Annotated in this window: 17 protein-coding genes and 1 pseudogene; 4 read left to right on the top strand and 14 right to left on the bottom strand. The window is 40.6% G+C overall.

Translation table 11 applies throughout. The annotated features are described in order from the left end of the window. The first annotated feature begins 465 nt into the window (after positions 1–465). Positions 466–3,120, top strand: a complete 2,655-nt coding sequence (locus tag CXF72_RS05330) for a hypothetical protein (RefSeq protein WP_101037445.1) — start codon at positions 466–468, stop codon at positions 3,118–3,120. 141 nt (positions 3,121–3,261) lie between these two features. Here CXF72_RS05330 and CXF72_RS05325 read toward each other — a convergent pair. The 8 genes and pseudogenes from CXF72_RS05325 to CXF72_RS05290 form a co-directional block, all read right to left on the bottom strand. Then, positions 3,262–3,569, bottom strand: a pseudogene (locus CXF72_RS05325) (cation:proton antiporter domain-containing protein); the annotation flags it as partial. Positions 3,570–3,672: 103 nt separating this feature from the next. Then, a complete protein-coding gene (gene hemW / locus CXF72_RS05320) occupies positions 3,673–4,815 on the bottom strand; it encodes a radical SAM family heme chaperone HemW (RefSeq protein ID WP_101037443.1) in 1,143 nt (380 codons plus the stop codon). A 70-nt stretch (positions 4,816–4,885) separates the two neighbouring features. After that, positions 4,886–5,488, bottom strand: coding sequence for an XTP/dITP diphosphatase (locus tag CXF72_RS05315; protein WP_101037441.1), 603 nt, complete (start codon positions 5,486–5,488; stop codon positions 4,886–4,888). A gap of 32 nt (positions 5,489–5,520) precedes the next feature. Further along, the gene (locus tag CXF72_RS05310) at positions 5,521–5,961 is read right to left on the bottom strand and encodes a DUF4426 domain-containing protein (RefSeq protein WP_101037439.1); all 441 of its coding nucleotides are present in this window, start codon (positions 5,959–5,961) and stop codon (positions 5,521–5,523) included. Positions 5,962–5,979: 18 nt separating this feature from the next. After that, positions 5,980–6,276 carry a DUF167 family protein YggU gene (gene yggU / locus CXF72_RS05305; RefSeq protein WP_101037437.1) on the bottom strand — a complete coding sequence of 99 codons (297 nt, stop codon included), beginning with the start codon at positions 6,274–6,276 and terminating at the stop codon, positions 5,980–5,982. Further along, complete coding sequence (locus tag CXF72_RS05300) at positions 6,276–6,818, bottom strand: YggT family protein (RefSeq protein WP_101037435.1); 543 nt, start codon at positions 6,816–6,818, stop codon at positions 6,276–6,278. The genes yggU and CXF72_RS05300 overlap by 1 nt, the downstream gene beginning before the upstream one ends. Before the next feature lie 31 nt (positions 6,819–6,849). Beyond that, a complete protein-coding gene (gene proC, locus CXF72_RS05295) occupies positions 6,850–7,674 on the bottom strand; it encodes a pyrroline-5-carboxylate reductase (RefSeq protein WP_101037433.1) in 825 nt (274 codons plus the stop codon). Positions 7,675–7,930: 256 nt separating this feature from the next. Then, positions 7,931–8,629: a YggS family pyridoxal phosphate-dependent enzyme gene (locus CXF72_RS05290; RefSeq protein ID WP_101037431.1), complete on the bottom strand. Its 699-nt coding sequence runs from the start codon at positions 8,627–8,629 to the stop codon at positions 7,931–7,933. Between the two features lie 18 nt (positions 8,630–8,647). Between CXF72_RS05290 and CXF72_RS05285 the strand changes: the two genes are divergently transcribed. The 3 genes from CXF72_RS05285 (at position 8,648) to yaaA (ending at position 11,988) form a co-directional block, all read left to right on the top strand. Then, on the top strand, positions 8,648–9,682 hold the full coding sequence (locus CXF72_RS05285; protein ID WP_101037429.1) for a type IV pilus twitching motility protein PilT: 1,035 nt from the start codon (positions 8,648–8,650) through the stop codon (positions 9,680–9,682). Between the two features lie 12 nt (positions 9,683–9,694). Next, positions 9,695–10,810, top strand: coding sequence for a PilT/PilU family type 4a pilus ATPase (locus CXF72_RS05280; protein ID WP_101037427.1), 1,116 nt, complete (start codon positions 9,695–9,697; stop codon positions 10,808–10,810). Positions 10,811–11,214: 404 nt separating this feature from the next. Beyond that, the gene (gene yaaA / locus CXF72_RS05270) at positions 11,215–11,988 is read left to right on the top strand and encodes a peroxide stress protein YaaA (RefSeq protein WP_101037425.1); all 774 of its coding nucleotides are present in this window, start codon (positions 11,215–11,217) and stop codon (positions 11,986–11,988) included. Positions 11,989–12,468: 480 nt separating this feature from the next. Here the strand turns inward: yaaA and srmB are convergent, their stop codons facing one another. From srmB to CXF72_RS05235, 6 genes are all read right to left on the bottom strand, one after another. Continuing rightward, positions 12,469–13,830 (bottom strand): ATP-dependent RNA helicase SrmB, encoded by a 1,362-nt coding sequence (gene srmB / locus CXF72_RS05260; protein ID WP_101037423.1) that lies wholly within the window; start codon positions 13,828–13,830, stop codon positions 12,469–12,471. A gap of 255 nt (positions 13,831–14,085) precedes the next feature. Continuing rightward, positions 14,086–15,552, bottom strand: coding sequence for a glycogen synthase GlgA (gene glgA, locus CXF72_RS05255; protein WP_101037421.1), 1,467 nt, complete (start codon positions 15,550–15,552; stop codon positions 14,086–14,088). A gap of 190 nt (positions 15,553–15,742) precedes the next feature. After that, complete coding sequence (gene glgC / locus CXF72_RS05250; protein WP_101037419.1) at positions 15,743–16,966, bottom strand: glucose-1-phosphate adenylyltransferase; 1,224 nt, start codon at positions 16,964–16,966, stop codon at positions 15,743–15,745. A 70-nt stretch (positions 16,967–17,036) separates the two neighbouring features. Next, the gene (glgC, locus tag CXF72_RS05245; protein WP_101037417.1) at positions 17,037–18,266 is read right to left on the bottom strand and encodes a glucose-1-phosphate adenylyltransferase; all 1,230 of its coding nucleotides are present in this window, start codon (positions 18,264–18,266) and stop codon (positions 17,037–17,039) included. Positions 18,267–18,383: 117 nt separating this feature from the next. Continuing rightward, positions 18,384–19,433 (bottom strand): 16S rRNA (guanine(1207)-N(2))-methyltransferase RsmC, encoded by a 1,050-nt coding sequence (rsmC, locus tag CXF72_RS05240; protein WP_101037415.1) that lies wholly within the window; start codon positions 19,431–19,433, stop codon positions 18,384–18,386. Between the two features lie 389 nt (positions 19,434–19,822). Next, entirely contained in the window at positions 19,823–20,974 is a 1,152-nt protein-coding gene (locus CXF72_RS05235; protein WP_101037413.1) for a 1-aminocyclopropane-1-carboxylate deaminase/D-cysteine desulfhydrase, read from the bottom strand. Positions 20,975–21,042: the final 68 nt, after the last annotated feature.

Genomic DNA, 21,042 nt, shown 5'->3' with positions numbered 1-21,042 from the left:
GTCTATCATTTTCTATTTGCTTGTATTCAACCCGGTCGACAAACTGTGGCTGTTTAACTTCAAGTTATTCTTCCTTTAATAAGGCTAGCATCTCGATCCGCGGCTTATATTATTGGTCAACCCTGAGCAGATTAATCACTATAAGGCAGGTTCAGCTTTGCATATAACTCAGTGTCCAGTTTTATCCGGGCAGTTTACCGTGTTAAATGATTTGTCAGTTAATCTGGGAAAAGTGATACCACAATGCCCATCCACTAAGAAAACTTCTGCTAGCAAAAAAAAATCATGTCTAAAATTATTTCTATTACCATTTTCTGGTTGTGACTTTTTATCAAAAGTTGCCTGCTTCTGTGATTATTTAACCGTTAAAAAATGCTTGGTTGAAAAGCTAATTAAACGGTATTCAAAAAAAAAGGCTTATTATGTAATTCTCTCTGCGGCCTTACTGATATTGTGGAAAGAGTGATGCCAATACCAATAAGAGCAATATTACTTATTTTATTTGGCCTTTTTTTTTGTTCCCCGGCTTTTTCCGGCACGAAAGATGACTATTTTGAAAATATGATAACCCTTCGAGTGGGCAGTTACCTACAGCAGGAATTCGTGGAGGTGATCAGCGATTTTGACGGGGGTATCTATCTGAATATTGACAATTTTTTGGAACTTACCGAGCTATCTGAATATACCACTCTTTCGATCGACGAGGGAAATATCACTCTGCTGATCGCGGGCAGTCTGTTTCCCAACAGGCAGAAGCGGCGAATAACAACAGAGCTCAAAAAGCTGAACAGTATAGAGATCGAGGGCAGGCTGTACATTGAGAAGGAGTCGCTCGGTGAACTGTTGCCCCTGAAGGGAGTCGAGTGGATAGAGCAAAAGTACACTCTAAAAATAACACCTGATTTCAATCTGCCTCTGGATAACCGCATCAGCGCCGAAACAAGAAAGCGCAAGCTCGAGGCGGACAAAAACCATAAGGAAGCTTCTTCGAAGACCGACCTTTTTCTAAAAGCTGACCGCAGAATAATTGACCTTGGCATGCTGAAGCTGCGCTATGATATAGATGATATTGGAGATTATTTTAAACCAGAGGAGACCAATGGAACGCTGGAAATAGAGTATAGCTCTCAGCTTCTCTACGGTGATTTTTATCTTCGACAAAATATTTATACTAGCGGAGAACTGCAAGATATTAGCCTGAAATATCCCTACTTCCTGAAGGACAAGACGGTCACTTTTGGGGATAACTATATCATGGGGGAGAATATTCTGGGGTATAACAGTAAGATCCGCGGGATATCGGTCAGTAAAAACAACTACAGCGTGCAGCGGTCAGGCCGGGAGCTGACCATCAGGGGGCAAGCGCCCAAGAACTCAACGGTTGAAATCTATCAAAACGGCAAGGTAGTGGACTATCTGAGTGTCGAAGGTAATGAGTACCAGTTTATCCTAACGATGAGAAGTCAAAAAGATGCCTTTAAAATAAAAATATATGACCGGAATGGTGTCCTTATTAAGGATGAAAATATTAATGTAATGGCGGGCAATAATTTTTTTTCGCAGGGGGAGTGGGACTATAATGCTTTTTACGGACAAAACTCAGGAGGAGAAAACCGCGCCTGGGATGATCGCAAGTTCGACATTTCCTACGGTTTTACCAATAATCTCAGTTACTCTTTTGACTACTATGACACCCGCAATGAAGACAAACTGTATCGCTATATAAAGCACCATGCGGGATACCGTTTTTCAACGTTAGCCGTGCCATTATTAATAAATATTTCCTATTATGATTCTCTTGAAGACCCCAGTAAGGGTTATATCACCGAATTGGAAAGCGAGATCTTTTCCCAGCAATTATATTACAGCTATGAGCAGTATAGCGGTCTACTGGCGGAAGATGAAGGAAAAGATAGCTATCATGAAGCTGAAATAAGCGGGGATTACGGCAGAAGTGATTATTTTTTCCGCTTTTCAAATGAAAATTATCAGGGCAGCAAAGAGTATATATACACCACGGGACTGAGTTATAATATTACAAGAAAAATAAGCATGGATTGGGATCTTGAGAAAACCGTCACCAAGGATGGTGATATCAGTGCTAATTACACCGGGGATATCGGCTTTAACGCCGGCTCGGGAGATTTTACCTATAGTTTGGATGCCGCCTATAATGCGGGAAGAGATCCCAAGTGGAAGTATACGGGCAGTCTGAGGAAAAGACTCGGTCAGCATAGTAAATTCTCTTATAATGTTACTGTCGATTATAATAAAGATGCGCTTTTCAGTCTGGGAATAGGTTTTGAGTACAAATTTAGTGCGTTTTTAAAGATGGACTATGACTATGACTACGACAGTGACAGTGATGAAATGCATCAAGTGGGTGCCAGCTATGAACACGTTCTTAATCTGAAAAAACCCTTTATGCCTAATAGTGCCAAAAATTCTGATAATGGTTATATTGAGGGGGCTATTTTTATCGATAAAAATGGCAATGGGGAAAAAGATCAGGATGAAACTCCCCTTGCCGATGTGGGCGTCAGCATAGGTGAAAATAAGGTGAAAACCAATAAAGACGGACTGTTTTATCTCTCCGGTGTTGCACCTTATCGAAATAATAAACTGAGTTATGATTATTCAGGCACTATGATTGATCCCACACTGAGAGCAGCTAATTCTCAGGAAATCAAGCTTATCCCCGCATCGGGTAAAAAAGTAGGAATGGGACTTGTTCCCTTGTCTCTGATTATGGGCTCCATCTCCCTTCCCGCAGTAGATAATAAACTAAGGAAAAAGTTTTTTAGTTATGCGGAGATAATAGTAGAAAAATCGGGTCTCTATTACCGCAGTATAAAACCTGAATACGACGGTTTCTTTGTGGTTCAGGATCTGAAGCCGGGGAAATATACCCTGCAAATAAGTTATCTGGGCAGTGAAACAGTGACCCTTGAAAAAGATGTCCTTGAAGTTATTGTGAAATCAGGAGAGACAGGGGGGTTCTATGATGGTATTGATTTTAAAGTAATTGACATTCAACCTAAAAAAATTGAACCCGTTTTTGAGGCTGCAGGCAATAGCGATTGGACGATTCTTTTCAGGGAAGATTTTCAAAAAGGGTAGAAGTTAAACTTTAGGCGACAACTCTCTTGAAAAACACCGGTAAAAGTCCTTTAAAGGGCTCAATATTAGATTTTAATTCATGGCGAAATTCTGAGTTGGCTAATACAACACCCGCTAAAAAAGTGCCCAGAGCGGGTGATAAATCCCCATCACTAATACTGTGCTTAAAATAACCTGAAGCCCGCCTAATCCCAGCAGGCGATTACGCATTTTCCAAAGCAGTTTTGGTTCGAGTTCGAGGCCCACCAAAACAGCATCAGGACAACCAAAAATTCAGCAAAGTGCTTAATATTGCTGGTCTCATCACCCACTAAACCAATAACCGGACCGATTACCACCCCGGCTATTAGATACCCGAGCACCGAACCCAGTCCGCAGCGTGTCGCAATAGGGACGGCTATTACAGCAGCGGCCAGATAAATAAAGGCATAAACAAAATATTCGGTCATAAGGTTTCTTATTGTGGCTGTCATACCAAAAGAATTAATGAAGTGATCAATGATTTTAACCAGCAAGGGTGATCATCTTTTTAGTTCTTTGGGTATTAGCGGATTAATCCATAAATAAGGTTAATAGATCATTAAGGTAACGATGACCTAATGGGGTTACTTGCCAACTATGCTCATTTTCAACCAACAGATTTTTTGCAATGGCAGCTTGAATGGGAAGTTTAATTGACTTGAGACTTAATCCGGTAAAATCTTCAAATTCAGTAAAAGGAATGGCTTCAAATAAACGCAGGCGATTGATCATGTACTCAAAAGCTAAATCATTTTTTTCAACTTGATTGACTTGATCAAGATAGGCGCGCTCTGGTTCTAAATAACCCTTGGGATGTTTGACTTTAGTGGTACGTAATATTTTATTCTGTAGGGGCAGGGTCAACTTGCCATGGGCGCCGCAACCAATACCGATATAATCACCAAATTTCCAGTAGTTTAAGTTATGTAAACATTCAAAACCTACTTTACCATAAGCCGAAATCTCGTATTGAATATAGCCGTTATCAGCCAGTAACTGTTGCCCTTTTTCTTGAATATCCCATAATAAATCCTCTTCAGGTAATTTGGGCGGCAGGGAAAAAAACTGTGTATTTGGCTCTATGGTGAGTTGATACCAGGACAGGTGAGTGGGGTTAAGATCAATACCTGTCTGTAAATCCTCCAGTGCGTCGTCAAGGCTTTGATCCGGTAAACCATGCATTAAATCCAAATTGAAGGTTTTCATGCCAACGTGATGCGCTTGTATTGCTGCTGTTTTTGCTTCCTCCACACCATGAATTCGGCCCAGTTTTGTGAGCTTATCCTGTTGAAAACTTTGTACACCAAAGGAGAAGCGATTAATACCGAAGGCTTTAAAGTCGGCTATTTTTTGATTTTCAATCGCCCCCGGATTGGCTTCCAGAGTGATCTCTATATTTTTTTTAAAAGGAATTTTTTTCTCTATTTCTGTTAATAACCAGCCGATACCGGATGCTGATATTAAACTCGGCGTTCCGCCACCGATGAAGATAGTCTCCAGAACGCGGCCCTGAACATAAACCAAATCATTGCTTAGATCTTCCAATAAAGCGTGCAGATATTCCTGTTCAGGAATCTCTCCGCGTAATTTATGTGAATTAAAATCGCAGTATGGACATTTTTCAATGCACCAGGGGATATGAATATAAAGGCTTAGCGGAGGAAGTTTTAACATGAGATACTCAAAATTGTTGGGAGAAAAATGCAGATGATAGTCTGCATTTATTGTTGCTTTAAATCTTAACTTAGCCTAATTGCTTTTTAAGCAATTCAACTAATTTCCCCAGAGCTTGACCCCGGTGACTTAATTCAGCTTTACGTTGTTTACTTAATTGTGCTGAGGTTGCTTGTTCACTTTCAACCCAAAAGACGGGATCGTAGCCGAAGCCGTTTTCGCCCTGCAGTGATTCCGTGATGGTACCCTGCCAGGTTCCTTGACAAATGATCGGTGTCGGGTCTAATTCATGGCGTAAATAAACCAATACACATTGGAAACGCGCACGGCGCTGTTCTGTGCCTATGCCTTCTAATTTACTTAATAAAAGTTCAATGTTTTCCTGATCAGTGGCATTTTCACCGGCGAAACGCGCAGAACGAATGCCCGGTTGACCATTTAAAAAATCGACTTCTAACCCTGAATCATCGGCAATGGCGGGCAACCCTGTTACTTTAGCGGCATGGCGTGCTTTTATAATGGCATTTTCTACAAAGGTTGTGCCGGTTTCCGCAACGTCTGATACTTCAAACTGACTTTGTGGCAGCACTTCAATCGAAAAGCTATTCAGAAGTTCGCTCATTTCTTGTACTTTACCTTTATTACCGGTGGCGAGTACCCATTTTTTTTTCATTTGTCATTGGTCCTTTATGCTCTTTACGTAACTTAGTCGGTATAAAACTTATGTTGAAATTTTAATAGATTAGTTTTGTTTTGGGTTTTAATAATAATGTTGAAGTTAACAATTTCTTCATTAAGAAACGGATAGTCAGCAATATAATAAATACTATCCCCCTCTTTAATTTCTTGAAATTTTAAGGCTTCATTTTGTCCTAAAAGGTTTTTTCCTGACCCGCTCAGTTCTGCTGAAACGGCTTTGGCATTATTCCTTTTATCGAGCACCGAAATGTTAATCAGCCCGTTATATTGACTGCGTTTGATATTGTATTTTTTGGCAATATCGGGTTGTAAAAAGGTACTGGGCAGGGCTATGTAATGGACCTCCAGATTATCAAAATTTTGAAATTGTTCGGCAACACTCGGTTGGGTAAAGCAAAATAAAGCTGCCATGAATAACGCTTTATAATATTGTTTTATTTTAAGCATAATGACTCCTGCGAATTTTCATTCATTCAGACTGTTAAAAAATTCAGGCATTTTTTTCGGTGCGCGAACACGAACCAGTTTATGCCGGCTTAATAACCCTTTTTCTATAATAATGGCACCTTTTGCAACTTTGAACTGCTTGCTTAAAAATTTAATCAGGTGCGCATTTGCCTTACCGTCTACGGGGGGGGCTGTAATGGCGATTTTAAGCTCATTTCCCAGTAGTCCGACAAATTGATCGCGGCTGGATTTAGGTTGTAGAACAAGGCGAAGCAAAAGATCTTCGCCTTCATATTGGAGATTATCAGCCGCCATTAAAATAATTTAGCTAATAAATCACTGACCAACATTTCTAAAAACTGCAATCCAATTAAGACCACTAACATAGAGAGATCTAATCCTCCCATTTGCGGCATAAAACGACGAATAGGTGCTAGAAGAGGCTCAGTAAGCTGGATCATCACCGCTTCAATCGGGTTATTACCACGGCTTACCCAACTTAAAATTGCGCGTAAGATCAACACCCAAAAGAGTATTTTAAAGACTGCCTTTATTAAAATAATCAAACCGAAAATAAGGATCACCACGGGATTGATTGCGTCCCCGACTATTAAGGATAAAGTCGTTATTTTCAAACAGGCAACAGCAAAAGCAAATACAATAGTGGCGAGATCCCATCCGCCAAGTCCTGGAATTATTTTGCGTAGTGGTCCGACAACGGGTTGTGTCGCTTTAATAATAAATTGGCTGAAAGGGTTGTAAAAATCGGCTCTCGCAACCTGTAACCAGATACGTAATAATACGATCATGATATAAAGATCAAACAGGGTATTCGCTAAAAAATGTACTGCATTCATTGTACGCTCTCTCTATTTTATGAACTTAAGCTTAGAATAATTTTTCCATTTCTTCACCACGATCAGAAGCTGCCTGCATGGCTTTAGCGACTATTTCAGTTAACTGTAATTCATTAAAGGTATCAAGCGCTTTTGCAGTTGATCCTGCCTTAGAAGTGACATTTTCACGGAGCTTACCAATAGATATATCGGGGTTTTGCTTAACCATTTCAATGCTGCCAAGTGCGGCTTGTGAGACTAATAAACGTGCCTGTTCCGGATCAAAGCCCATTTCGATTGCTTTTGTCTGCATTGCTTCCATAAACAGGAAGAAATACGCAGGTGAAGATCCCGATGCGGCGATAACAGAATTGATCATGCTTTCCTCGTTTACCCAGACTGTTTCGCCCACAGCGGACATCAAGTCGCCAGCAAAGGTTTTATATTCTTCACTTACCTGCTCCGCTGCAAATAAGCCGGTCATGCCTTTTTGTAATAAGCTTGGGGTATTAGGCATAGTGCGAATAATTTGGGCTTTTTCGCCTACTAAAGACTGTAGGCGCTGTACAGAGACTCCTGCCGCAATGGAGATAACCAACTTATTGCTAAAATCTGCTCCCTGATCAACCATTGCCTGACAAACATCAGCCATCATTTGCGGTTTAACGCCCAGCACAATAACTTCGGCCCAATTGACTGCAGTCACATTGTCCTGGCTGGCCTTAATTGAAAATTGGTCTGCTAGTTTTTGCGTATTGTTGGCGCTGGGTGCACATGCACAGATCAAATCCGCAGGATAGCCAGATTTAGCCAATCCGCTGATAATACTGCCAGCCATGTTGCCGGCACCAATAAAGGTAATTTTCTTATGTAACATTTCTTTCTCCTAACGCCCTGTATGACTGTAAACACAAATCAACTGTTCGAATTGCCAGGGCTTATTTTTAAGTAAGGTATGGGCAAGCATGTCTAATCCATGGGTTAATATCTTGCGATTTAATCGACCGGATAGTATTCATCTGATAATTTCAACATTTTCCTGCCCAAACCCGGTTCATATTAAAGAGTTGCGTTAATTGACCTGTCAAGGTTGCAATCAGTCGAGGTTTTTATAACAAATTTCCTGCTGTTTTCTAACTTCTTGAACCGAAAATATCGGTTCCGATTCTGACCATAGTACTGCCGCAGGCAATTGCTTTTTCTAAATCCCCACTCATGCCCATCGACAGAGTATCAACTTGCGGGTATAACTGTTGTAGTCGCAAATAAATGTCATGGAGTTCATTGAACTGTTTTTCAAGTCGCAGCTGATCGTCGGTTTTTTCCGGGATCGCCATAATACCACGCAGTGTTAAGTGTGGTAGATTATTAACTTGTGAAGCTAGTTCCAGAACTTGTAATAAAGTAGTACCCGATTTGCTCTGTTCTCCGCTAATATTAACTTGTAAACAAACATTTAGTTTGGGTAAATGTTCAGGGCGTTGATCATTTAAGCGCTGCGCTATTTTTAGTCGCTCGACACTTTGTACCCAATCAAAGTTTTCAGCCACTGGGCGTGTTTTATTAGATTGCAGCGGGCCAATAAAATACCAAAAAATGGCTTGCTCAAAATCAGCATCAAGTTTAATCTGCTGAATTTTTTCGATGCTCTCTTGCACATAGTTTTCACCAAAATGGCGTAAGCCTGCTTGATAAGCTTCTTTTATCAATGCTACTGGTTTGGTTTTACTTACCGCAAGTAATTGAATTTCATCGGAATTTCTGTCTGATTGCTGAGCTGCATGAATTATCTTTTTTTCTATGTTTGTAATTTTTTGAGATATATTAGTCATAAATAAGGTTTTAATTATATGGATATAACAGAATTATTGGCTTTCAGTGTAAAGCATAATGCGTCAGATCTACACCTTTCTTCAGGAGTTCCTCCAATGATTAGGGTAGATGGGGAGGTGCGTAAATTAAATGTGCCTGCTTTAGATCCTAAAGAAGCGCAGAGTCTCGTTTACGACATAATGAACGATAAACAGCGTAAAGATTTTGAAGAGGATTTAGAAACCGACTTTTCCTTTGAGATTCCAGGGTTAGCGCGTTTCCGTGTTAATGCTTTTAATCAGAACCGTGGTGTGTCTGCTGTCTTTCGTACTATCCCAAGTAAAGTATTAACATTAGATGAACTCGGCGCGCCTGAAATATTCAAAAAAATATCAGGATTTCCTCGTGGCTTAGTATTAGTGACGGGACCAACGGGCTCGGGTAAGTCAACCACCTTAGCAGCAATGATTGATCATATTAATGAGCATCGTCATGAGCACATTTTAACCATCGAAGATCCTGTCGAGTTTGTTCATGAATCAAAAAAATCGCTGGTCAACCAGCGTGAAGTTTATAAACACACCTTGAGTTTTGACCGGGCACTGAAAAGTGCATTGCGGGAAGATCCCGATATTATTTTAGTTGGTGAAATGCGTGATTTAGAAACCATACGTTTAGCAATAACAGCAGCGGAAACGGGGCACTTGGTCTTTGCTACTCTGCATACAACTTCCGCGGCTAAAACCATTAACCGTATCATTGATGTTTTTCCTGCGGGAGAGAAAAGCATGGTGCGATCAATGTTATCTGAATCATTGCGTGCGGTTATTTCGCAAGCTCTACTTAAAAAACCGGGCGGCGGGCGAGTTGCTGCGCATGAAATTATGTTGGGTATTCCCGCTATTCGGAATTTGATTCGTGAAGATAAAGTTGCGCAAATGTACTCAGTGATTCAAACCGGAATGGTACACGGCATGCAAACGCTAGATCAAAGTTTACGTGATTTAGTTGGCCAGGGTCTGATTGCACACGCTGATGCTACGCAAAAAGCGGTTGATCCAAAAACATTCTAAGGGTTATTTATTATGCTAGATAATTTATTAATTAAGGTCGATGAATTAAAAGCATCTGATTTATACATTTCTGTTGGTTTGCCGCCAACAATGAAATTAAATGGATCATTACAGGCTATTAATGACCATATACTGACCAGCGCAGAAGTTTTTGAGCTGATAAAAGAGGTCATGGATGAAAATCATTTTTCTGAATTTATGATCATTAAAGAATCTAATTTTGCGTACCACTCCGGCAACGGCAAGCGTTTCAGGATCAGTGCTTTTATGCAAAAAGGGCAACCTGCTATGGTGCTCCGTCGTATAGAAACTCAAATACCTGATTTTTCTGAGATAAATTTACCGGAGCGATTAAAAGATGTTTGTCTGGCAAAAGAGGGATTAATTTTATTTGTAGGTGCAACGGGTGTGGGCAAATCCACAACGCAGGCAGCAATGATTGGTTTTCGAAATCAACATTCATACGATCATATACTGACTATTGAAGATCCGATTGAGTTTATTCACGAACATGGAAAATCTGTGGTCACCCAACGCGAAATCGGTGTTGATACGGGCTCACTTGATGAGGCGCTGAAAAACTCATTACGGCAAGCGGCTGATGTTATTGTAGTCGGTGAAATACGAACACGAAAAACCATGGAATTTGTTCTGTCATTCGCAGAGACCGGGCATTTATGTATGGCCACTATGCATGCGAAAAATGCGAATCAGGCTTTAGATCGTATTCTGCATTTAGTGCCGCAGGAAAACCATCGCCAGTTTCTATTTGATCTGTCGGTTAATTTACGTGCAATAGTTGCCCAGCAGTTAATTCCAACAAAAGATGGAAAAGGGCGGCGAGCTGCATTTGAAATTTTATATAATACACCTACTATGGCTGAAGCTATTCGTACTGGAGAGCTACATACCCTTAAACAGATTATGAAATCATCAGCACAACATGGTATGCAAACTTTTGACCAGGCGCTGTTTGAATTATATGAAAGCGGGACGATAGGTTATACCGAAGCATTGGCATATTCTGATTCAGCAAATGATGTGAGATTGATGATCAAGCTGAAATCAGCTCAAGAGCAAAAAAGTTTAGACGGTGGCAAGCTTTCTGATGTTACAGTCGACTTTTAATTCATATCCAAACTCCTTCTTGAAGATGCAGATTCTTGGATCTCAATGAATTTGAGTATAGATCTTAGGGCTAGATTATTTTACTAAAAAAGCGACATTCGTCGCTTTTTTAATAACCCGTTCTTAGGGTCTGCTGACCTATGGAGTACGAAATTCGTTCAATCTAAAAGTGTTTTGAGCAAGGCATGAGGAGAGAAGCATAGTTATTCTATGTAAACGCCGCATAACCCAGCGTAGGACGCTTTTAGATGAACCCGAAGGGCAGCATTTGTGGATACGATCGACTACGTTATCGCCTACTTATGTAGAATAACGACAGGTTGCAGGCTCTGCCTTGTATAAAGCACCCTCAAATTGCTGCAAAAATGCACACCAAAGGTCAACAGACCCTAATAGGAAGTCATATGTTAGTTGTACTCTCTCCGGCTAAAACCTTAGACGTTGAAACCCCGGCGCCAATTGCCGTATTTTCGCAGCCTGACTTACTTGATGACAGTCAGTTATTGATAAATCGCTGCAATCAATTATCCATGCAGGATATTGGTTCACTGATGAAAGTGAGTGATAAAATCGCTGGATTGAATGCCGCTCGTTTTGGTCAGTGGCACAGGCCCTTTGTGTTAAATAATGCCAAACAAGCGTTATTTGCATTTCAGGGGGATGTCTATACTGGGCTGCAGGCAGAATCATTAAGTCTTGAAGCGCTAAACTATGCGCAAATGCATTTACGTATTTTATCGGGATTATACGGTTTATTAAGACCATTGGATCTGATGCAGGCATATCGTTTAGAAATGGGGACTAAATTAGACAATGTGCGTGGTGTGAATTTATACCAGTTTTGGGGCAGTTTAATTACTCAAAAGTTAAATAAAGCATTAGCAGTGCAGGGTGATAATTTATTGATTAACCTCGCTTCAAATGAGTATTTTAAAGCCGTTAAGGTAAAAGAGTTAAACGGGCAGATTATTACACCGGTATTTAAAGATCAAAAAAATGGCCAATATAAGGTGATTAGCTTCTATGCCAAAAAGGCGCGCGGTTTAATGACACGTTACATTGTTGAACAACAGGTTACTGCATTGAATAAGTTAAAAGAGTTTGATAGTGCAGGATATTACTTTGTTGAATCAGCATCGAGTGCCACAGAGTTAGTTTTTTATCGGGATGAAATGTAAATATCAGCAGCGAGTGGCGAGCTAGGAGCTGCGAGTCAGGAGCCACGAGCTCGGCACTCGCAGCTCGGCACTCGCAGCTCGAAAGCTCGAAGCTCGAAGCTCGAAAGCTCGAAAGCTCGAAGCTCGAAGCTCGAAAGCTCGAAGCTCGAAGCTCGCAGCTCGCAGCTCGCAGCTCGCAGCTCGAAGCTCGAAAGCTCGAAAGCTCGAAGCTCGAAAGCTCGAAGCTCGAAGCTCGAAAGCTCGAAGCTCGAAGCTCGAAGCTCGAAGCTCGAAGCTCGAAAGCTCGAAAGCTCGAAGCTCGAAGCTCGAAAGCTCGAAGCTCGCAGCTCGCAGCTCGCAGCTCGCAGCTCGCAGCTCGAAGCTCGAAAGCTCGAAAGCTCGAAGCTCGAAAGCTCGAAGCTCGAAGCTCGAAGCTCGAAGCTCGAAAGCTCGAAAGCTCGAAGCTCGAAGCCCTAAAGCCTTAAAGCTTGCTGCTAGTCTCTATTCTTCAGTTGTGTTTTCTGTTTTACCTTTTCCAGCCCAGCTTGGTTTACCTTTCGCTTTTACTTTACGATGGCGCTGTTTACCCATATCTTCTTTTTTCTTAAGGCGCTTGGCTTTTTGTTCTTTCTTCAATTCTTCTTCGCGATTTTTACTCTTTTTATTTACTTTGTTTTTTGCTTTACGCTGGCTAAGTTGTGCTTCTTTATGCGTCGGGCGCAGGGTTTTGATCACGCGGCGTTTTATTATCTGGTCTGTGTAACGCTCAACTTTTGCAAGCATATCAACATCATGCGCTTCAATTAATGAAATCGCGATACCTTTTTTGCCGCCACGCGCTGTACGGCCAATGCGATGCACATAAATATCGGCACTACGCGGCATATCATAGTTAATAACATGGGTGATATCAGGCACATCAATACCACGGGCTGCTACATCTGTTGCAATTAGAATATTAATGTTACCCGCTCTAAATTGGTTTAAAGCCAGGTTGCGTTTTTCTTGATCCATTTCTCCACGGAGATAGGTACAAGGTATTTGTAACTCTGCAAGTTGTGCGACCAGTTCTGTTAAACGCTCGCGTGTTTTTACAAACACTATTACTTTTTGTTGCTGTTCTTCTTCTTTTACGGGTTGTTGTAAAATAGCGGCTAGTAACTGCAGTTTATGCTCAGGGCTGTCCGCAAGATGGACCCATTGCAAAATCTTGCCACTTTCACGACGCGAAACTTCAGCCGTTAATTGCGCAGGATTTGTTAATACCTCACGACAGAATTCACGCAGACCTTTACCTTCGAGTGTTGCTGAGAAAAGGGCGGTGTGTTTGCGCCAGCGCGTTTCACCTACAATCCTGTCCATCGCTTGGATAAAGCCCATATCTAACATACGGTCAGCTTCATCAAGAATAAGGGTTTCGACTTCCCGACAATCAAAGGCTTCGGAATCGATATATTCCATTAAACGACCCGGCGTGGCGATCACTATATCAACATTATCAGTAATAACTTCTTCCTGTTCCTGATAGGAAACGCCACCGATGATATTACCGACAACCAGTGCAGTCCCTTCAACAAGCGCAGAAGCCACACCGCTAATTTGCACTGCCAGTTCGCGTGTGGGTGTTAATATTAAAATTCGGGCAGAGCCGCCTTTTCGACGCGGGAAATCAATCAAACGCTGCACTGCGGGCAGTAAAAACGCCAATGTTTTGCCGGTGCCGGTGGGTGCACTTGCCATAATGTCACGTTCATCCATCGCGTGCGGGATAGCTAAGGTTTGAATGCTTGTTGGGCGAGTATGCCCCATTTTAGCAATGGCGTTTAATAAATGTTGGTCGAGCTCAAGCGCTTCAAAAGACATGCGTGTTTCCAGTTCCGATAGATAATAATGGGCATTATAAAGCAAAGATTATAATAGTGTTCATAATTGATAAAAAAAGCAAAAAAGTTAAACAATAGGACAGATTTACTAAACAGGTAATGGAAGTTATTTACTTAAATAACCTCCACTGTGCTTGAGAGTAAAGCACTTTGAACAGGATCGATCAGCGAAAGAATAAGTAAAAAGCCAATTTTAAATAAAATTGGCTTTTTACTTATCTGGAGGCGTTGGTGATCAGAAATATGGCTTTTTAAGCGCATTGTAATATAAATGCTCATAATGTTTAGCGGCATCAGACCAGTAGAAGTGGGATTGCATTGCTTTTGTTTTCAAACGTAACATCTCTTCCGGATGCTCAATATAGAGTAATAATGCCCGCCGCAGTATATGAAGCAGTTGATTCGGATTCGGATCAAAGAACACAAAACCATTGGCACTGTCCGGATCCTGATCATAATCCAATACCGTATCTTTTAATCCACCCACTGCGCGGACAATGGGCAGTGTACCGTAAGCTAAACTATACAATTGGTTTAAACCGCAGGGTTCAAAGATTGATGGCATTAAAAAGAAATCTGCGCCCGCTTCAACCATATGTGCCAGTTTATTACTGTAAATATTTATAAACTTAAACTTATCAGGAAAGTGAGCCGCAATGGCGTTGAGTTGTCCGGTGAAGGAAGGATCGCCGGATCCAACGATCACGATTTGCACATTATGCTTAAGAAAACGCTCTAACATAGGCAGAATCAGACCAAAGCCTTTCTGATCCGTTATGCGACAGACCATGCCAAAAATCGGATTCTCGCTGTTCGGCAGGCCAACCTCTTTTTGCAGGGCATGTTTACAAATTTCTTTACCGCTGATATCCGTCGAGCTGAAATTTACCGGAATATAGGGATCTGTTTCAGGGTTCCAGTCGTTGTAATCACACCCATTTAAAATGCCTTCAAAGTCATTAATACGCCTGATAAAAAGTTCTGACATACCATGCGAACCCAGTGGAGTAAGCAGCTCGCTTGCATAGTTGGGACTGACTGTGTTGATTTTATCGCTGTAAGTTAATCCTACTTTCAGGTAGTTGATATAGCTGTAATTTTCCAGAACACGATCATCCATGCATGAACCCACTTCGGGAATAATATTTAATTGAGATTTGTCAAAAATCCCCTGATAACATGCATTATGCGTGGTGAATACGGTTTTAGTGTTGGTAAAACGGGCATTATTCGCATAGCGGGTTTTCAGAAGGTAGGGAACTAAGCCGGTGTGCCAATCATTACAGTGGATAATATCCGGCGTAAAATCCATCGCATCACACGCTTTTATGGCTGCCAAAGATAAAAAGGCAAAACGTTCACCATTATCCTGATAAGCGCGATTATCTTCCCCGTACAATCCGTCACGGTCAAAATAATGCGCATTATCAATGGTTAAAACAGGAATCCCATCTAAATCCAGCTGATGTACTTGAAAATGAATATCGGGCCTGGAATAGTCTGTTTTGAGTACTAAATTAAAAAGCTGCTCAGCATCTTCACTGTGATTAATAGCACGATAAAATGGCGTAATAATTTTAACTTCGTGGCCCAGATTACGTAATTCAATGGGTAATGACTTGGCAACATCAGCTAATCCGCCCGTTTTTGAGAATCCTTCAACTTCTGATGAGATAAAAAGAATTTTTAATTTTTTGTCCAATGGAGAACTCCTTCGGCAGTTTTGCCATGACCTTTTAGATTAACAATAGCCTATTATTGCTCAATTAAATGCTCTATTTTTATGTGGCGATTTATGCTTATATAAATCAGACGGCGAAGAAGCAAGAAGCCACATTAAATGTGGCTTCCGGGTATATGCTTATTTAGTTTTCACTAGGCTTTCTGGACAGTTAAAAGCCGATTCTTGCGCCTTTAGGAATAACAACAATGCCTTCCTCGGAGACGGTAAAGCGCCTCTTGTCTTCCTCTAAATTAACACCTATCTGCACATTATCTGCAATATGTACGTCTTTATCGACGATGGTTTTATGGATAGTACAGTTTCGACCTATTGTTGATTCACCAAGCAGTACTGATTCATGAATTTCAGTGTCATTGCCGACAATACATTTAAATCCTAAAACAGATTTTTTAATTAATGCCCCGGTAATCAAACAACCATCTGAAATAAGACATTTTCTGATATGACAAACCGATGTTTCACCATTTCTAAAATTAGCGGGCGGCAGAGCAGGGTAGTAGGTATGCATCGGCCATTTGCGGTTATATAACGACATAGCAGGTGTTGATTGAATTAAATCCATATTGGCTTCCCAATAGGACTCAATTGTACCTACATCACGCCAGTAGGCATTGTGATCTTCACCGGGAATAGTATTGGTTGTAAAATCGTAAACAAATACTTTACCCTGCGGGTAGAGATGGGGAATGATGTCTTTACCAAAATCATGGATTGAATCTTCGACTGCTGCATCGCGGATTAACTCTGCTTGTAATGCTTTAGAATCAAAAACATAGTTACCCATAGAGGCTAATACATGATCCGGATCGCCAGGAATAGTTTTAGCATCTTCAACGGCAGGTTTTTCATCAAAACCTATCATGCGACCCTCGGCATCAACTTCAATAATACCAAAGTGGTAAGCTTGCTCTTTAGGCAGTCTGATTGCAGATACCGTCAGCACCGCCTCTTTTTCCTGGTGGTATGCTATTTTTTGACGGATATCCATTTTATAGATATGGTCACTGCCAAAAATACAGACGAGTTCAGCTTCATCGGATTCAATAAATTGGAGATTTTGATAAATAGCATCGGCTGTACCTGAATACCAATGTTTACCCTTGCGCATTTGTGCTGGAATCGCATCAATAAAGGTATCGGTAATATTATTGAGTTCCCATGCTTTTCTCAGATGTTGGTTGAGTGATTGGGATTTAAATTGGGTTAACACGTAAATGCGTAATAAGTCTGAATTTACAAAATTGTTGAGTGCAAAATCCACTAACCGATAACTACCACCAAAGGGCACAGAAGGTTTAGTGCGAGATTGGGTTAATGGATAAAGGCGAGAACCTTCACCCCCCGCTAAAATCATTGAGAGAACTTTTGCCATCTTAGAAACCTATTTATTTAGAATAAAAATTGATCAGGGTAACGATTTCATCACCCACTGAAAAGTGTCATTAAAAACCTATTTTACTGCCCTTGGCGATAGCGATGACACCTTCATCGGACACAGTGAAGTTCTTGCGATCTTCTTCTAAGTTTTCTCCGATAATAGTATTCGGAGCAATTTCTATATCTTTATCAAGAATAACTTTGGTTAAGCGCGAGCCCGCACCTATTTTTGCATTGCCCAGAAAAATTGAATCTTTAATAACTACGTTTTGGCAGATATGACTGCGGAACCCTAAAATAGAGTTTTCTATGTTAGCGCCGTTTATAAATGAACCTGCACCAATCAATGATTGAGCAATAGAAGTTTCAGAACCTTCTGGATCGCGGAAGGTTGCCGGTGGCAATGGCGGATGATAAGTATGCAACGGCCAATTTTTATTATAGAGAGAGAAGGGGGCTTCAGGTTTCAGCATATCCATATGTGCTTCCCAGTATGAGTCGAGAGTACCTACATCACGCCAATAAGCAGTGGCCGGTTCGCCGGGAATAAAGTTGTCACTTAAGCGGTAAACAAAAACATTGCCGGCAGGGTAAAGTTTTGGAATGATATCGTTACCGAAGTCATGTTGTGATGTGCTATTAGCCGCATCTTCGTATAACTCTTTCAGTAATACTTTTGACTCGAAAATGTAGTTACCCATAGAGGCTAATACATGGTCAGGATCACCGGGGATTGTTTTCGCATCTTTAACGGCAGGTTTTTCAGCAAAACCTATCATACGGCCTTCATCATCTACTTCTATAATACCAAAATGATAAGACTGTGATTTCTCTACTCGAATGGCAGAAACCGTGAGGGCACCACCTTTTTGTTGATGATGTTCAACCATTTGTTGAACATCCATTTTATAGATGTGGTCACTACCAAAAATACAAACATGCTCTGCAGCGCTTTTTTCTATGAAACGTGCATTTTGATAAATTGCGTCTGCAGTACCTGAATACCAGTTTTTATTAACACGTTGCTGTGCGGGAATTGCTTCAATAAAACGGTTTGCTTTACCTATGCCAGACAAACGCCAGGCTTTGCGTAAATGAATATTTAATGATTGAGATTTAAATTGTGTTAACACATAGATTTTCATTAAATCGGCATTAACAAAATTGTTCAGTGCGAAATCGACTAAACGATAATTACCGCCAAAGGGGACTGCGGGTTTTGTTCTAGTTTGAGTTAAAGGGAAAAGGCGAGAGCCTTCTCCTCCTGCAAGAATCATAGCAAGAATTCCAGCCATAAAAGTCTCCAGATAAAAGTAAGATGAACGTTATGCATAGTACATAACGGGCCAATTTTCCAAGGTTAATGCATACTTCCATCATATACGAAGATTAAGGCAGTTTTTTGTTATTTATCAAGTTTTTGTGATGCAACTCAACACTTTAAATTTATTGCTTTCCTGATCTATTGTTAGATTTGAAAAAGCCTTAAAAAGTAAGCCTTCGTAGTTCAAGAACTTATTTGCCACAATAGACAATTTTCCTTTTAACTTCAAGTGTTTAGTTGATTGGTTTATAAAGGTTTCCGCAGCAGTATAATCGGTGTTTTTTCCGGAGTGGAAAGGCGGGTTGGAAAGCAGTATGTTATATTTTTCTTTGACTTCTGAAAAAACATTTGAGGGGAAGACGTTACCTTGTAGCTGATTGCTTTGCAATGATAATTTTGCACTGGCTAAAGCAAAGGCGTTAATATCCACAAGATCAACTTTAAGCTCAGGGTGTTTTTTTAAAATATAACAGGCAATAACACCTGCTCCACATCCAAAATCAAGCACTCTGCCTTCCATGTTATCGGGTAGGTTTTGTAATAATAACTCACTGCCTTTATCTAATTCTCCATAGCTAAAGACACCTGGTAAAGAACAGATCTGCAACTCAGTATTATTGATATTTAACGGATAAGTTTTTATCCATTGTGATTGTGTGAAGGTTTTGACCGGTTGATCTAATTCAGCATGAAGAATACTGCAGTGACGAGCTGAATCAATCATATTTATTCTGTTTGAATAGGATGTTAATAATGAGTCAGCACTCTTGATACCGCATTTTTTTTCGCCTACTAAAATAATACTCGCTCCCGGTTGTAAATGGGGGGTGAGATTAGCTAATAAGTATAAAGTTTCCTGTTTTGCTTTAGGCAAAAAGATCAGTAACAAGTCAAATTTTGTTTCACCCTGATAGTTATCGGTAAAGTGCACCTCGGATGTCTTTAATTTGTCTTTTAACGCACTATAATAACGATAATCACTGAAACAAAATGTCGATGAATTGGCTAATGCTTGTAACTGTAACGGATACTCATCATCAATGTTACCCGCAACGAGAATATTCTTGTTTGTAAAAAGGGATTCATTGCGTTGCAATACTCGGCTGGGATTTGAAAATGTGTTATTCGCAGGTGACATTGGGTTTTCCTATTTTTAACTATACTAAGATCGGAGTGAGCTCATATTAATTGGTACGCGTATTATATTGTTATTTTTATATTTCTCATCAGTAGAATTACATTTTTAATGGTTAACAGATAAATTTACATTTATAACCGATAAAAGCCCCATAAAGTACTTACTTGATAACCCCGGCAGCGGCCTCGATATTTAGTTGAAGTCTATTACAGGCCATGTGTAGCGCATTAATTTTAATTCAAAATGGCTGCTGATAATGCCGGGGAAAAGCCTGCTGCGACCAAAGATATTATCCTTTATTATTCAGACTGATACGTATCACCGCAAGAAATAATTAAGTCATTATATTGTAAAACAGGCACAAATCCTGCAACTGCTGATTTAAATGGCTATTTGGATTTTTTCTGTTTTAATCCATCTAAGCCTTGCAGACCGCCGGTGTGCAGGGCAACGATATGTTCGCCTCTGTTAAAATAGCCCTGTTCGATAAGTTTAAATAAAGCATAAAACATTTTGCCGGTGTAAATTGGCTCAACGGGAACGCCCGTTTGCAGGCTAAACTGCTCACAAAAACTATTTAATTCAAGCGGTACTTTGGCATAACCCCCATGATGGAAATCTGTTTGCAGGCACCAGTTAGTATTTTTGTTGATCTTGGCTTGTTGAAGTAGTGAGACTATTTCTTGATTAAGATAGTGTGCGTTTTTTAATACTGCAATACCCGTGACTTGGGGTTGTGGCTGCGATTGTGAGACTATTTTTTGATTACGAGAGTGTGCGTTTTTTAATACAGTAATACCCGTGACTTTGGTTTGTGGCTGCGATTGTGAGACTATTTTTTGATTACGAGAGTGTGCGTTTTTTAATACAGTAATACCCGTGACTTTGGGTTGTGGCTGCGCTTGTGCTATGCCTGCAATAAGTCCCGCTAATGTACCACCACTGCCCGTGGCAGTTATAATATGATCAATAGGGTGATTAGCCTGTTGCTGAATCTCCTGCAGCGCTTCCATTACTCCGCGGATGGCAAATTCGTTGCTGCCCCCTTCGGGGATAATAAAAGCGTGCGGATAGTCGTTTTGTAAAGATTGCAGGTAGGCAGACTCTGCTCTTTGTTTATATTCCTGACGAGTCACAAATTGTAACTCCATTCCCCAGGCTAAGGCTTGTTTTAGGGTGGGATTATTTGCGTACCAACTCTCTCCGCGGATGATGGCCGTGGTTTTGAAGCCAAAATGAAACCCTGCAGCAGCAAGCGCATGGATATGGTTTGAATAAGCACCGCCAAAACTAATAATATGATCAACTTGTTGTCTGCGCGCTTCCAATAAGTTGTACTTTAACTTACGCCATTTATTCCCGGATATTTCCGGGTGTATCAGATCATCTCTTTTAACAAAAAGTGTTAACTGCCAAAGATCTAACAAGGGATGTTCAATTTTCTGCAAGGGGGAGGGGGCAATGATGTTTTGCATTTTTTTTTCAAGTTGTTGTAAGCTGACGTTTGCTTGGTCATCTGATTGGTGGTGTGCTGGATGCAATATTTTCTTGCCTCAATAAAGGGGGGGCTATTTTTTGTATTATGCTAAAGGCAATAAAGGGGCGCCGT

Source organism: Psychromonas sp. MB-3u-54, assembly GCF_002836415.1.
GTDB lineage: Bacteria > Pseudomonadota > Gammaproteobacteria > Enterobacterales > Psychromonadaceae > Psychromonas.
Note: the sequence above shows the minus strand (reverse complement) of the source record. Positions and strands in the feature narration are given on the sequence as shown.